Source organism: Rhizobium aureum (assembly GCF_030182495.1).
Taxonomy (GTDB): domain Bacteria; phylum Pseudomonadota; class Alphaproteobacteria; order Rhizobiales; family Rhizobiaceae; genus Rhizobium; species Rhizobium tropici_C.
Genome location: NZ_JAQJCI010000029.1, coordinates 14,430 through 28,109, shown reverse-complemented (window position 1 = coordinate 28,109; position 13,680 = coordinate 14,430). Strand labels below are relative to the sequence as shown.

Here is a 13,680-nt window from a genome sequence, read left to right as displayed (position 1 = left end):
CAGTTCCAGCAAAATACACGGCGGTCTTGGATCTGGAATTGCGTGAAAACAAAGAGATCATTCCGTTCGGGAGGCGGGCGGCGCCCCTAAAGAAAAATGCGCCGCCCACGTGTTCGCGCTGCCTTGTCAGACGGGCGCCGGACCCTGCGTCAGGGTGCCGTGACCGCTCGGCGTCTTGATCGTCTCGCAGGTTCCAGCGGGAACCAGCTTCCACGAATTGCGCTGGTAATCGACCTTCGATGTCCCGGCGCAGGTCGTGCCGGGACCGGCGGCGCAATCGTTCTGGCCCTTGAGGGCAACGCCGTAGCATTTTTCCTTGGCATCGGCGGCCGAGGCGGTCGTCGTTGTGCCGGTGACAAGCGTCACTGCGGTGGCAACCGATGCGGCCAGGGCGAGTGCGGACATCTTGCTCATGACATGTTCCTTACGAGAGATGATTGACGATCAATTCGGTCTCGGATCAGGCCGGGGTCAGCGAGCCATGGCCCTTCGGCGTCTTCATGGAGGTGCAGGTGCCTGTGGGAACGAGCTTGAAGGACATCTTGTCGTAGCTCATGGTCGATTTGCCGGCGCAATCATGCTTGCCGGCGGCGCAATCGTTCTGACCCTTGAGGGCGACGCCGTAGCATTTTTCCTTGGAGTCGGCCGCCGATGCCGGGACAGCGATGGATGCAAGTGCCGAGGCGATCGAGCCGGCGATGGCCAAGGTGATGATGCTGTTCTTCATGGATCTGTCTCCTTGATGGATGCGAGCCGCCATTGGCTTGCATCAAGGTCTACGGAGCGTCCCGGCCGGATGTTACAGCCATATCGGACTTTTTTCGAGATGACGTCCATCATGCTGCGCCGGCTATCTGCCCTGGCCGGACTTATATGCGCCCCACGGCGGGTCAGCCTGATGTCGCGTATCGGCAAAAGACGCGGGAGTTCAACGATTCCTGATCGAGACGAAAGGGCTTGAAAAATAAGTGCCGTTGCCGGTAACGAAATCCTGCGGTTCCGCGTATAGGAGATGTCGGATGAATCATTCGGCGCGCGAAGAGGAATGGGCAGTCTGGATGCGCGCCGCCATCAACGGCGATGCGCAGGCCTACCACCGTTTCCTGTCCTCGGTGACGCCGCATCTGCGCGCCATGGCGAAAAGGCGCTGCGATCAATTCGGTGCGCCGGTAAGCGAGGCTGAGGATGTGGTTCAGGAAGTGTTGCTCGCTATCCATCTGAAGCGCGGTACATGGGATTCATCACGCCCGATCGGGCCTTGGCTGTCGACGATCGTGCGCAACAAGCTGATCGACAGCCTGAGAAGGCGTGGGCGACATATGAGCGTACCGATCGACGATGTCATCGATTTCCTGGAGGCGGAAGAGCATGCCGACGCCTTGGATCGGTTCGATGTCGATCGTATGTTGGAGCAATTGAAGGATCCGCAGAAAACCATCGTGCGCTCGATTTCCGTCGAGGGAACCAGCGTGCGGGAAACGGCGGACCGGCTGAAGATGACGGAAGGGGCGGTGCGCGTGGCGCTGCATCGCGCGCTGAAGGCGCTTGCGGCCCTCTATCGGAGTGAGACCAGTGAAAACCGATGACCTCATCAATCTTCTGGCGCAGGACGCGCCGGTCCGCACGCGGATCGGCAAGGCCCTGACCATGGCGGTCGTCGCGGGCATTCTGATCAGCGGCGGCATTTTCTTTGCGATGATCGGATTTCGAGCCGACATAGACAGCGCGATGCAGACCGTCCGCTTCCTGTTCAAATTCGTGGTGACCATCGCGCTTGCGGTGACGGCTTGCGCCGTTGTCTTTCGCATCGGCCGACCGGGCGTGCCGGTGCGCATCTGGGGCTGGGCGCTGTTGGCGGCACCGCTCCTGCTGCTTGCGGCCGCTGCCGTCGAAATGGCCGTCATGCCGGCCGACAGCTGGAGTGCGCGGATGATCGGGCACAATGCCCGCTTCTGCCTGACGCTCATCCCGCTGCTGTCGATCGGACCGCTTGCCTGCTTTCTGTTCGCCCTGCGCCATGGCGCGCCGGAAAAGCCGGGAGCCGCTGGCGCTGTCGCCGGGCTGGCCGCCAGCGGCATCGCCGCGACCTTTTATGCCTCCAACTGCACGGATGACAGCCCGCTTTTCGTGCTGCTCTGGTACCCGATCGCGATCGCCATGGTGACCGCTGTCGGATATGCCCTCGGTAGGCGCCTGTTGCGCTGGTGAGGCAATCGAAGGCGTGGCGTGGACACCGGCGAAACCGCTCTTCGGGCAGTCCTCTCGGGCCATTGGGACCATATGGCTTGCAAAATCCACTGGCCGCAGGCGGATTCGTGACCTATCATGACGATCCGGCGCGACTTTCAAAAAATCGCATTTTCCGTGCGTTAAAGTGTTTGCATCCGCGGGAAATTCGATTATAGAGGCCCTGCTTCCCCGCAGGGGCATCCAACGCCCGGCGGCTGTTGGGAAATAGTTCAATGGTAGAACAGCGGACTCTGACTCCGTTAATCTTGGTTCGAATCCAGGTTTCCCAGCCAATCTTAAATTTCCTGATTTGAATGAGCATTTTGGTTTGCCTCCGTGATCGAGGCAGATATCCATCTTGCGATGATTGAAATCTTTTCGAGGGAGAAACGCCTCCTTGTCGTAAGATTGATTTGTCGCTGATTCGTGTCGACAATTTAGCTTTGTGCCTAAAATGGAATAGGCTTTAGATGACGATATTGGTTTCGGGTGGTGCTGGTTTTATCGGTGGAAATTTTGTCCTGGACTGGCTTGAGCGAGACGGTGAGACGGTCGTTAACCTCGACAAGCTGACCTATGCCGGTAACCTCGACACCCTGAAGGGATTGAAGGGTGATGATCGCCATGTGTTCGTGCATGGCGATATTGGTGATCGCGAGCTGGTGAGCGATTTGCTGGCGATGCACCGGCCGCGTGCGGTCATCAATTTCGCCGCTGAAAGTCACGTCGACCGCTCCATCCATGGGCCTGGCGATTTCATCCAGACGAATATTGTCGGGACCTTCAATCTGCTGGAAGCCGTGCGGGGCTATTGGGATGGCTTGCCGGACGGGGAGAAGCAAGGCTTCCGCTTTCTGCATGTCTCGACGGATGAGGTCTACGGCACGCTGGCGAAGGATGATGCGCCGTTCAACGAACTCAATCGCTATGAACCCAACAGCCCCTATTCGGCCAGCAAGGCGGCATCAGACCATCTCGTACGGGCGTGGCATCATACCTACGGCTTGCCTGTCTTAACGACCAACTGCAGCAATAATTACGGGCCTTACCATTTTCCGGAAAAGCTGATCCCGCTGGTGATCCTGAACGCGCTTTCGGGAAAGAGCCTGCCGATCTATGGTGACGGCCAGCAGATCCGCGACTGGCTGTACGTCCGGGATCATTGCAGCGCCATTCGCCGCGTCCTGGAAGCCGGCAAGCTCGGTGAGACCTATAATGTCGGCGGCTGGAACGAGAAACCCAATCTCGATGTCGTGCAGACGATCTGCGCTATCCTCGATGAGCTGCGGCCGAAAGCCGATGGCAGCCGTTACAGCGATCAGATCACCTTCGTGAAGGATCGGCCGGGCCACGATCGCCGCTATGCGATCGATGCGCGCAAGCTTGAGCGCGAACTCGGCTGGAAGCCTGCGGAAACCTTCGAAACCGGTATTCGCAAGACGATCGCTTGGTATCTCGAAAACCAGGACTGGGTTCGCAACGTGACGAGTGGCGCCTATCGTGAATGGGTCGGCAAGCAGTACGAGGTTGAGTTGTGAGTGCCATTCTGGTCACCGGTGCCAGCGGGCAGGTCGGTTTCGAGCTGCAGCGTTCGCTTCGCGTCCTAGGGAGTGTCGTTGCCTCGACGCGTGCGGACATGGATCTGACCAGCGAAGCAAGCATCCTTGCCGCTCTCGACGCGCATAAACCCCGCATCATCGTCAATCCCGCCGCCTACACGGCGGTGGATCGGGCCGAGAGCGACAAAGAGCTGGCGATGACGGTCAATGCCACCGCTCCGGGGATACTGGCGCGGTGGGCGGCGGACAATGGTGCTTGGCTCATCCACTACTCCACAGACTATGTCTTTGACGGCTTGAAGGCCGATCCTTATGTGGAGAGCGATCCGGTCAATCCGCAGTCCGTCTATGGCGAAAGCAAATGGCGGGGCGAAGAGGCGGTGCGCGCCTCCAGCGTACAGCATGCCATTTTGCGCACCAGCTGGGTCTATGGTCATCATGGCAGCAATTTCCTGAAAACCATTCTTCGGCTGGCCGGTGAAAGAAGCGCATTGAACATCGTTGCCGACCAGGTGGGCGCACCGACGTCAGCGGCCTTGATTGCCGATGTCACCCGCACGGTGATCGAGCGTATCATGGCTTCGCGCGCTCCCGGGGACCTCTCGGGAACATATCATCTCACGGCACGAGGCAGCACCTCGTGGTATGGTTATGCCGAGCATATCGTTCGTAAGGCATTGGCAGCAAACGTTAAGCTTGCGCTGTCTCTCGATGCGCTGAAGCCGATATCGACAGCTGAATACCCCACCTCTGCCAGGCGCCCCGCCAATTCGCGGCTGGATTGTCGAAAGCTGATGGATCGCTTTGATATTGCTCTTCCTCTCTGGCAGGAGGGCGTCGACGACGTCCTGGCGAGATTGTAGGCTGCAGGGAATTGAAAACCGGAATGTTGCCGATGGTTTCCGGGCTATGACCCCCGCCGGTGAGACATGGGCAGATGTACGAAGGACGAGACGCAAGATCATGACGAAGGCACGCAAAGGAATCATACTCGCCGGCGGATCGGGAACACGCCTCTACCCGGTGACGCTTGCAGTCAGCAAGCAGCTTCTGCCGATCTATGACAAGCCGATGATCTACTATCCGCTGACGACTTTGATGTTGGCGGGTATCCGCGAAATCCTCATCATCTCGACGCCGCAGGACACGCCCCGTTTCGAACAATTGCTCGGCGATGGCAGCCAATGGGGCATCAAGCTTGACTATGCGGTGCAGCCTAGTCCGGACGGTCTTGCCCAGGCGTTCCTGATCGGCGAGACGTTTCTGGACGGCGCGCCGTCTGCTCTGGTTCTGGGAGACAACATCTTCTACGGGCATGATTTTACCCGATTGCTGCAGGAGGCAAACGCCAAGGAAACGGGCGCGACTGTCTTTGCCTATCACGTGCAGGACGCGCATCGCTATGGCGTCGTCGAGTTCGATCAGAGCGGCCGGGCGATCAGTCTGGAGGAAAAGCCGAAGATGCCGAAGAGCAACTACGCGGTCACCGGCCTCTATTTCTACGACGAAAGCGTCGTCGATGTTGCGAAGTCCATCCGTCCTTCGGCGCGCGGCGAGCTGGAGATCACCGATGTCAATGTTCACTATCTTCAGGCCGGCCGGCTGGACGTCCAGACCATGGGCCGAGGCTATGCCTGGCTCGACACCGGAACGCATGAATCGATGCTGGAGGCTAGCCATTACATTGCAACGATCGAGAACCGGCAGGGCCTGAAAGTGGCGTGCCCCGAAGAGATTGCTTATCGCAGCGGCTGGATCAGTGCATCTGATGTCGAGGCGCTGGCGAGCCCGCTGAAAAAGAATGCCTATGGGCAATATCTCCTTGGGATCTTGCGCGATCGGATATTTTAAGTACGGCGCTCTTTACGCCGCACCTCCCTTGCTAACAATCCGAGCAGGACGACCAATGAAGGCCATCGACACCGCTATTCCCGATCTGAAGATTATCGAGCCGACGGTGTTTGCAGACGATCGCGGCTTCTTCTTTGAAAGCTTCAACAAGGCGAAGTTTGAAGCAGCGATCGGCCGTAGCGCAGACTTTGTGCAGGATAATCACAGCCGATCGGGCAAGGGCGTCTTGCGTGGGCTCCATTACCAGCTGCCGCCGCATGCGCAGGCGAAGCTGGTGCGGGTGGTGGCTGGCGAAGCCTATGACGTTGCCGTCGACATCAGGAAATCCTCACCCACCTTCGGCCATTGGGTCGGCGTTCTCCTGTCTGCGGAAAACAAGCGCCAGCTCTGGATTCCAGAAGGCTTTGCGCATGGCTTCCTGACATTGAGCGATCATGTCGAGTTTCTGTACAAGACCACCAACTATTACGAGCCCGAAAGCGATCGCGGTATCCGTTGGGATGATCCACAGATCGGCATCGACTGGAAGGTGACCGAGCCGCTCACGCTCTCCTCCAAGGATCAGCAGCAACCGCTGTTGGCGGATGCCGACCTATTCGAGTAATATCGGCTTCGATATCAGACCCGATTGTAATCGTCGCTGAGCCTAATGATATCGTTCTCGTCGAGCAGCTCGCCGTATTGAATTTCGATGAAAACGAATGGCTTATCTCCGGTGCACGAAACACGGTGCGTCGCCTTGAGCGGAATATCGACTGTATGTCCGAGCTGCAGAGCATGTTCCGTTCCGTCAATCTCGGCAATACCATGCCCCGAAACGGCGGTCCAACGCTCTGAACGGTGATTGTGATATTGCAGCGATAGCCGCTCTCCCGGATTCACAACAATGCGTTTGACGACGTGGCTGTCACCGATATCAAGCACATGCCATGTGCCCCAAGGGCGCTGATCATTGTCACCAACCTGGTATAAGCTTCCCGACTTCAATGAGGTTTCCTTTATGATAAGCCAATCGGCGAACGCGCGACCGAAAATAATGCGCGGGATTAATTCACTGGTGCCGGCAGAGCAAGGGGTTTCTGCCAATGGTGGCAAAAGCGCTCCCTTGCACGTTGCTATCGAGCTTGCCAGTTCTGACTAGTCGGCAGATTGTGCGGTCGACGTCGATGCAGCCGAAATATTCTGGCCATTGGCCTGGAGATTGCGTGGCCTCTGATGTTTTCTCCGGGAGAACGATACTCGAGGTGACGCAGCGATCACTTTTCGATACAGGAGTGGAATGCGCGTTTTACATTTTTTCAAAACATATTGGCCCGACACATTCGGTGGGGTTGAACGGACCATTCACGCGATCGCCAAGGGTACCGCCAAATACGGCGTAGAATCAGATGTTCTCTCACTTAGCAAAACACCGTTGGAAAACAGCGTCGAATTCGATGGTCATATGGCGTACAAGGCTAAGCTCGATTTCGAATTCGCATCCACCGGTTTTTCGCGCGAGGCGTTTGGACGATTTCGGGAACTGAGCCAGAACGCGGATATCGTCCATTATCACTTTCCATGGCCAGTGATGGATATCGTCCATCTGACCGTTCCTCCCGGCAAGCCGACCGTCGTGACCTATCATTCCGACATCGTGAAGCAGAAGGTCTTGCTGCAATTCTACAAGCCGTTGATGTCTCGCTTTCTGAAAAGCGTCGACTGCATTGTTGCGACGTCTCCGAATTACCTCCTGTCGAGTGATGTCCTGAAAAGGTTCAAATCTAAGACGACGGTGATCCCGTTGGGTCTGGATGAAGGGGACTATCCAAAGGCAGATGAAGCGACGCTAGCACGCTGGCGCGGCAGGCTTCCCAATCGCTTCCTCTTATTCGTCGGCGTCCTGCGATATTACAAGGGGGTTCATATCCTGCTGGAGGCCGCGAAACGCAATGGCCTCGATATCGCGATCGTCGGCAGTGGGCCGATGGAGGCGGAACTGAAGCAGGCTGCCGGGCAAAATCTGCAGAATATCCATTTTCTCGGATCCTTATCGGACAATGACAAGATCGCTCTGCTCGAGCTTTGTACGGGGTTTGTGTTTCCCTCGCATCTTCGCTCGGAGGCCTTCGGACTTTCTCTGGTCGAAGCGGCAATGTTTGGCAAGCCGATGGTTTCGTGTGAAATCGGCACGGGGACAAGCTATGTGAACCTGGACAGAGTGACCGGGTTCGTAGTGCCGCCCAACGATGTCGACGCTCTGTCGAACGCCATGAAGTCTATCTGGGACGACGAGCAAAAGACTGCCGCGCTGGGTGCCGCGGCCCGTGACCGCTATCTTGCGTATTTTACGGCAGAGAAGATGTGTTCACAATACTATAACCTCTACCGGGAATTGCGGGGCGCCGTGGTGCACGACCTTTGAGGTATCAGTTCGAGCCGTCACAATATTGTCACCTCGATATTCGAATCACCGCAAAAGGCCTCATAGGTCCAAAATCATTTGCTGGGCGCTACAACGTAAGAAACTTTGACTTCCAAAGGATTGGTGAGTGTAGTTGGAGATTGTTTCGCCCATTTTTTGTAAATGATTTAGCATCGCTTGCGGGCATGTTGAGCGAAATTGCGCTTGATCGTTGTCATCGGGCTTTATACGGGCTAAATGGCGCTGGAACATTGATAGCCAAGTGTCGCGCGTGCGGTAGAGCTCTGCGAACTTGGTGGCCCCGCGCGACGTAAATGTGGCAATAATTGGAGATGGAACTTGGCGAAGAAAGCATTGGTAACGGGTATTACGGGCCAGGATGGGGCCTATCTTGCGGAACTGCTGCTGAAGAATGGCTACGAAGTGCATGGGCTTGCACGTCGTTCCAGCACCGCGGATGTCAATCTCACCCGCCTGGAATGGCTGGGTATCGAGCGCGACGTTCGCATTGTCGATGGCGACCTCCTGGATCTTTCCGGTCTTATCCGCACGGTAAAGGACGTGAAGCCGGACGAAGTCTATAACCTTGGGGCTCAATCCTTCGTGAAATCGTCGTGGCAGCAACCTCTGCTGACCGGTCAGGTGACGGCTCTCGGCGTGACAAACGTCCTGGAGGCGGTTCGCATCGAAAGGCCTGAGGCTCGTTTCTATCAGGCTTCCTCCTCCGAAATGTACGGGCTCATTCAGGAGCCGATGCAGTCGGAAGAAACGCCTTTCTATCCACGTTCTCCCTACGCGGTTGCCAAGCTCTATGGCCATTGGATTACCATCAACTATCGTGAAAGCTTCGGCTTGCATGCGTCGAGCGGCATTCTCTTCAACCATGAATCCCCGCTTCGCGGCATTGAGTTTGTCACCCGCAAGGTGACGGACGCGGTTGCTCGTATCAAGCTTGGCTTGGCAAAGGAGCTGCGGCTTGGAAACATCGATGCTAAGCGCGATTGGGGCCATTCGAAAGACTATGTCCGCGCCATGTGGATGATGCTCCAGCAGGACGTTGCCGACGACTATGTGATCGCGACTGGCCGCACGACAACCGTTCGTGACATGTGCGCTATTGCTTTCAAGCATGCCGGTTTGAACATGGACGATCATCTTGTGATCGATCCCGAACTTTTCCGTCCGGCGGAAGTGGATGTACTACTCGGCAACCCAGAGAAGGCCCGGAAAAAATTCGGATGGGAACCTAAGATTGGTCTTGAGGAGATGATTGTTGAAATGGTCGAGGCTGATCTTAAGCGATTGACCAAGTGAGTTTTTCGGCTGAATGACGAGGCACCTATGCCGAGAGAACATCGTATTCTCATTACAGGCGCCAGCGGTTTTGTCGGATCGTGGTTACAGCGCGAATTGGACAAGCGGCGGCTGGAGCAGGGTTGTGACCTAGTCGTCTTCACCGCCGGTCAAGGAGAGGCATCGGCCTGGAAGACAGATATTACGGATCGGGGTCAAGTGGCGACCCTGGTTCGTAATTGCCGCCCAACAGCAATAATTCATCTCGCTGCGATTGCAGCTCCGGCTGATGCTCGCAAGATGCCGCAGCGGGCCTGGGAGGTGAATTTCCAAGGCACTATGAATCTCGCCTACGCCACGATGGAGTTTGCATCGGAAGCGCGCTTCATCTTCGCGGGCAGCTCCGAAGCCTATGGCGCTTCGTTCATTGATGCTGCAAATGCTCCAGTAAAGGAGAGTGCGGCCCTCAAGCCGATGAATGTCTATGGTGCAACGAAAGCAGCGGCAGACATGCTCGTCGGACAACTTGCGTATGATGGTTTGAAATCCATCCGTTTCCGTCCGTTCAACCATACTGGACCCGGCCAGACGGATGCCTATGTTGTCCCGGCGTTTTCTAAGCAACTTGCTGAGATTTCGGTGGGCGCCAAACCGCCTCGCATCAGCGTCGGGAACCTTTCGGCCTCCCGTGATTTTCTTGATGTTCGTGATGTCGTGCGTGCTTATGCCGACGCCGCTTTGATTGAGGGCGTCTCGAAAAGTCTTGGCGGCGTTTTCAACCTGTCTTCGGGCCGTTCGGTGCAGATCCAGTCGATCCTCGACACGCTTATCCAACTTTCCGGATTGAGGGTGGAAGTTGAGATAGACCCGCAGCGCCTGCGAGGACCTGAAATCGCGGCGGCCTTGGGCGACAGCGACGCGGCTCTGAAAGCTTTTGATTGGAGGCCAGAAATAGAATTAAGCCGTACGCTTGGCGATGTGCTTAACGATTGGAAGATTCGGGTAGCACGCTGAAAATCCATCACAATGGCCCGCGCGGCATTTATCGGATTATAGTAGTCTTTCGTGTTGCGTTACCCGCCTACTTCGGACGGAGAAGCTATCGTTGAGCATTGTAAAAGGACTGCCGCGACGTGTCGCGCTGGTTTTATTTGATAAGTTCGTTCGCGTACTTTCTAAAAACCCAGCGCTTAAGGATATGTGTCTTCGCCTGATGCGCCGTTCTCCTTGGATAGGGGGAAGGGTCGTAGCGTTCGCGCGAGTCCGCGGATATGGCGAGATGGCGGGCGGCCCGCTGGATAATGACGAAGCAGGCCAATGGCATATCGATGCGCCCAAGGGCGCCACTGCCAAATGGACGGCATTGCTTCAGACTATTACCGACTCGAAATGAAAGACCATCCTTGATGCGTTTGTGGATTGACGGGCAATGCTTCCAGACTGCAAGCAAGCGGCGAGGGATCGGACGTTATGTGCAAGAATTGCTCCTTGGCATCATCGACAATCATCCCGGCGTTGAGGTTCTCATTTCGCTCAATGCCGGTATGCCATTGGACGCGCTCGCGGCCCGTGACCATCTTCAGCAATGGATAAAGCCTGCCAATATCTTCATGTGGCATGGTGTTGCCGAACGGGGAGAGGCAATAGATGGTCATACCAAAAAGAGGCGGCTTAGCGAAATCGCTCTGGCATATCATGTGGCGTCCCTCCATCCCGACATCGCACTTTCCGTCAGTCCCTTTGAAGGCGCTTTTGACCGAGCCGTTCCGCTCATTCCGAATGATATATCGGACGTTCCGGTTGCATCGATTTTCTACGATGCGATACCTCATAGTTATCCCCAGCAATATCTCCCGTCACGTGGGTTGCGCGCGTATTACAGTCGACGTCTCGCTCTCTATTCACAATTCGATCTGAATCTCTGTATTTCAGAATACTCCCGCAATAAGTGTGTCGAGCTCTCGAAAAACCCAAACGCATTCAACATGCTCGCCGGGGTGTCGAGGGATTTCTGTGAGGCAATCGAACTTGCCGAAACGAAATCACCGCGACCCACGGATAAACGTTTTATCCTATATGTCGGCGGGCTAGATTGGCGAAAGAACGTTAAATCCGCCATCGACGCATTCGCACAACTGCCAGCAGATTTGCGAAGAAAATATAGTTTCGTAATGGCAGGCGACCACCCAAAATCGCAGTTAAGAGATCAAGAAGAGCGATGGAAAAAATTGGGGCTTCCGGCGGGGGACTTCATCGCTATCGGCCATGTGACGGACCGTGAGCTTGTGGCCTTATACAAGCATGCTGATTTGGCCATTCAACCCTCGCTACTTGAGGGCTTCGGGCTGACCGCACTGGAAGCCATGATGTGCGGTACGCCCGTTATTGCGTCAGATACTGGCGCCCTACCTGAGGTCATCGGAGATAAGGAGTTCCTTTTCGACCCTTCGGATGTGGCTGATATTGCGCGGGTCATGCAGGACGCACTTTGCAATCGGCAAGCGGCCAAGGCCATAGCCGAAAGGCAGCGTAAGCGTGCGGCAGAATTCAGCTGGGCGAAATCCGCCGCTATTGCGGTCACCGCGATGAAGGAAGCCTTGGTGCGAAGAGCAGTGGAGCCCCCCAGAACAGAGCCGATTCTATGGGCTCGACGTGCTGCTCTGCAGGCGATTGAAAATACGAACCTTCAGCCGAGCTTCATTGCGGAGGTGCTTTCCCGTTCGGAGCTTGTCGACTCCAGTGGACCACGCTTGATCGTTGACGCGACATCCACCTATCGCGCGGATCATAAGACTGGCATCCAGCGCGTCGTCAGGAATATTTGCGCCAATTTCTCGACACAAAAGAGCGGAAGCGATGATGGCGTCGAAAGACTCGTTGCATACAGTGATTCGCTAGACGGCTGGTTCACTATTCCCAATAGCTTGGACAAAACCAATTGCTCGGCCCCGTTTATGGAAGAAGCTCGGCTGGAATTTACTGCGGACGACCGAATTTTGATGTTGGACAGTTCATGGGAGTTTTACAAACATCATTATGCAACGCTACGTGCTGCGCGCCTGAGGGGCGCTACGGTTATCTCCTGTCTCTACGACACGGTTCCGCTGCGGTTTCCAGGTTTCTGTGATCCCGGAATGCCGCCTACTTTCTCCAGATGGTTTCAGGCGGCCCTATCTTATTCGAATGCGTTTATCTGCATTTCAAAAGCCGTTGCCGACGAACTGATCGAGATCCTTGAGGCAATCAATTTTCCCCGGCAGATGAAGATTGGCTATTGGCACCTCGGCGCTGATTTTGCCCAGATGACCGTTTCCGCCAGTGCCGTGCCTAATCATGGCAACGAGCGCCCCGAGTTCCTGATGGTCGGCACACTCGAACCGCGCAAAGGGCATGCTGTCGCCCTCGAAGCTTTCGAGAGACTGTGGGATGAAGGTATCGATATCGGGCTGACGATCGTCGGAAAGCCAGGATGGGGCGTTAAGCATCTGGTCCGGCGTATCGAGAAGCATCTTGAATACGGAAAGCGCCTTGTCTGGCTCAACGGCGTTTCGGACGAAAAACTGCAGAGAGTCTATGCCGATAGCGATGCGCTCATCGCAGCCTCGTATGCTGAGGGCTTTGGTCTTCCCATCGTTGAAGCAGGGCATTTCGGTAAGCCCGTGATTGCGAGTGATATTCCTGTCTTTCGTGAAGTTGCCGAAAGCGGGCTAAATTGCCAGTTCTTTACGCCCGGTTCGCCAGAGTCTCTCGTGAAGACGCTCCGATCATTCCTGAATGCAGCTACTGATACAATCGCGGATGCGTGTTTAGCGAAGGTGGCCGGCGGCGGACTAAGCTGGAAGGAAAGTGCTGACGAAATGCAGAGGGTAGTGCTTACCGAAGATTGGTATCGGATATATAAGCCACAGTTGGACAGGTCCTATGTGCCGATCAGCGACATAGGCGATACCATGATGGGCGAAGTGCTAGATCTCGATGAAACGCAGCACAGAATCGAGCTGGTGGAAGGACCGGTGGCTGGTGATAGTGGCGCACTGAAATACGTGGTGCGCGTTACCAATTTGTCTCCCCATTTATGGTCGAGCGTGGGCGCTCAAGATGCATCACTCGCGGTGAGTGTAGGTTATCGTGTCCTGTCGAAAGACGGAGACGCGACTTTGGGAGACGACCATAGATCTCGAATTCCATTCGTCTTACCGCCGGGCGATAGCCTATATATGGCTGTTGAAATCCCTTCAAAGTTCAAGCGGAAAGGCAGCGTTTTCGCCGACATAGGTCTGGTACAAGGTAAGGCTGGCAGGTGGAGCAATTCGCTGCGGGTCCCGTTGTGATGGCAAGACCCCG

At 55.9% G+C, this 13,680-nt stretch carries 14 protein-coding genes and 1 tRNA gene; 12 read left to right on the top strand and 3 right to left on the bottom strand.

The window, feature by feature from the left end; genetic code table 11:
* Window positions 1-126: 126 nt before the first annotated feature.
* Both PH552_RS32290 and PH552_RS32285 read right to left on the bottom strand, forming a co-directional pair.
* On the bottom strand, window positions 127-414 hold the full coding sequence (locus PH552_RS32290; protein WP_112341694.1) for a BufA1 family periplasmic bufferin-type metallophore: 288 nt from the start codon (window positions 412-414) through the stop codon (window positions 127-129).
* A 46-nt stretch (window positions 415-460) separates the two neighbouring features.
* Window positions 461-727 (bottom strand): BufA1 family periplasmic bufferin-type metallophore, encoded by a 267-nt coding sequence (locus PH552_RS32285; protein ID WP_112341693.1) that lies wholly within the window; start codon window positions 725-727, stop codon window positions 461-463.
* 292 nt (window positions 728-1,019) lie between these two features.
* Between PH552_RS32285 and PH552_RS32280 the strand changes: the two genes are divergently transcribed.
* From PH552_RS32280 to rfbC, 7 genes are all read left to right on the top strand, one after another.
* Window positions 1,020-1,586 carry a sigma-70 family RNA polymerase sigma factor gene (locus tag PH552_RS32280; RefSeq protein WP_169646416.1) on the top strand — a complete coding sequence of 189 codons (567 nt, stop codon included), beginning with the start codon at window positions 1,020-1,022 and terminating at the stop codon, window positions 1,584-1,586.
* On the top strand, window positions 1,573-2,208 hold the full coding sequence (locus PH552_RS32275; RefSeq protein WP_285166624.1) for an NrsF family protein: 636 nt from the start codon (window positions 1,573-1,575) through the stop codon (window positions 2,206-2,208). Before PH552_RS32280 ends, PH552_RS32275 begins: the two co-directional genes overlap by 14 nt.
* A gap of 240 nt (window positions 2,209-2,448) precedes the next feature.
* Window positions 2,449-2,522 (top strand) — tRNA-Gln (locus PH552_RS32270).
* Between the two features lie 177 nt (window positions 2,523-2,699).
* Window positions 2,700-3,767, top strand: coding sequence for a dTDP-glucose 4,6-dehydratase (rfbB, locus tag PH552_RS32265; protein ID WP_285166622.1), 1,068 nt, complete (start codon window positions 2,700-2,702; stop codon window positions 3,765-3,767).
* On the top strand, window positions 3,764-4,651 hold the full coding sequence (rfbD, locus tag PH552_RS32260) for a dTDP-4-dehydrorhamnose reductase (RefSeq protein WP_285166619.1): 888 nt from the start codon (window positions 3,764-3,766) through the stop codon (window positions 4,649-4,651). The genes rfbB and rfbD overlap by 4 nt, the downstream gene beginning before the upstream one ends.
* A 100-nt stretch (window positions 4,652-4,751) precedes the next feature.
* Entirely contained in the window at window positions 4,752-5,639 is an 888-nt protein-coding gene (gene rfbA, locus PH552_RS32255) for a glucose-1-phosphate thymidylyltransferase RfbA (protein ID WP_285166617.1), read from the top strand.
* Window positions 5,640-5,694: 55 nt separating this feature from the next.
* Window positions 5,695-6,243 carry a dTDP-4-dehydrorhamnose 3,5-epimerase gene (gene rfbC, locus PH552_RS32250; RefSeq protein ID WP_285166615.1) on the top strand — a complete coding sequence of 183 codons (549 nt, stop codon included), beginning with the start codon at window positions 5,695-5,697 and terminating at the stop codon, window positions 6,241-6,243.
* A 14-nt stretch (window positions 6,244-6,257) separates the two neighbouring features.
* On the opposite strand, the gene PH552_RS32245 is transcribed toward rfbC, so the two are convergent.
* The gene (locus PH552_RS32245; RefSeq protein ID WP_285166613.1) at window positions 6,258-6,734 is read right to left on the bottom strand and encodes a phosphomannose isomerase type II C-terminal cupin domain; all 477 of its coding nucleotides are present in this window, start codon (window positions 6,732-6,734) and stop codon (window positions 6,258-6,260) included.
* A 184-nt stretch (window positions 6,735-6,918) separates the two neighbouring features.
* Here PH552_RS32245 and PH552_RS32240 point away from each other — a divergent pair, with 184 nt between their 5' ends.
* The 5 genes from PH552_RS32240 to PH552_RS32220 all read left to right on the top strand — a co-directional run bounded on the left by PH552_RS32240 (window position 6,919) and on the right by PH552_RS32220 (window position 13,667).
* The gene (locus PH552_RS32240) at window positions 6,919-8,043 is read left to right on the top strand and encodes a glycosyltransferase family 4 protein (protein ID WP_285166612.1); all 1,125 of its coding nucleotides are present in this window, start codon (window positions 6,919-6,921) and stop codon (window positions 8,041-8,043) included.
* Between the two features lie 339 nt (window positions 8,044-8,382).
* Window positions 8,383-9,357 carry a GDP-mannose 4,6-dehydratase gene (gmd, locus tag PH552_RS32235; protein ID WP_285166610.1) on the top strand — a complete coding sequence of 325 codons (975 nt, stop codon included), beginning with the start codon at window positions 8,383-8,385 and terminating at the stop codon, window positions 9,355-9,357.
* 27 nt (window positions 9,358-9,384) lie between these two features.
* Window positions 9,385-10,350 (top strand): GDP-mannose 4,6-dehydratase, encoded by a 966-nt coding sequence (locus PH552_RS32230; protein WP_285166608.1) that lies wholly within the window; start codon window positions 9,385-9,387, stop codon window positions 10,348-10,350.
* A gap of 91 nt (window positions 10,351-10,441) precedes the next feature.
* The gene (locus PH552_RS32225; RefSeq protein ID WP_285166607.1) at window positions 10,442-10,729 is read left to right on the top strand and encodes a hypothetical protein; all 288 of its coding nucleotides are present in this window, start codon (window positions 10,442-10,444) and stop codon (window positions 10,727-10,729) included.
* A gap of 13 nt (window positions 10,730-10,742) precedes the next feature.
* The gene (locus tag PH552_RS32220) at window positions 10,743-13,667 is read left to right on the top strand and encodes a glycosyltransferase family 4 protein (protein WP_285166605.1); all 2,925 of its coding nucleotides are present in this window, start codon (window positions 10,743-10,745) and stop codon (window positions 13,665-13,667) included.
* Window positions 13,668-13,680 lie beyond the last annotated feature (13 nt).

Bases quoted from the DNA above. Each gene is read 5' to 3' on its own strand.
- PH552_RS32290 (WP_112341694.1), bottom strand. From the start codon at position 414: ATGAGCAAGATGTCCGCACTCGCCCTGGCCGCATCGGTTGCCACCGCA.
- PH552_RS32285 (WP_112341693.1), bottom strand. From the start codon at position 727: ATGAAGAACAGCATCATCACCTTGGCCATCGCCGGCTCGATCGCCTCG.
- PH552_RS32280 (WP_169646416.1), top strand. From the start codon at position 1,020: ATGAATCATTCGGCGCGCGAAGAGGAATGGGCAGTCTGGATGCGCGCC.
- rfbB (WP_285166622.1), top strand. From the start codon at position 2,700: ATGACGATATTGGTTTCGGGTGGTGCTGGTTTTATCGGTGGAAATTTT.
- rfbA (WP_285166617.1), top strand. From the start codon at position 4,752: ATGACGAAGGCACGCAAAGGAATCATACTCGCCGGCGGATCGGGAACA.
- rfbC (WP_285166615.1), top strand. From the start codon at position 5,695: ATGAAGGCCATCGACACCGCTATTCCCGATCTGAAGATTATCGAGCCG.
- PH552_RS32240 (WP_285166612.1), top strand. From the start codon at position 6,919: ATGCGCGTTTTACATTTTTTCAAAACATATTGGCCCGACACATTCGGT.
- PH552_RS32230 (WP_285166608.1), top strand. From the start codon at position 9,385: ATGCCGAGAGAACATCGTATTCTCATTACAGGCGCCAGCGGTTTTGTC.
- PH552_RS32220 (WP_285166605.1), top strand. From the start codon at position 10,743: ATGCGTTTGTGGATTGACGGGCAATGCTTCCAGACTGCAAGCAAGCGG.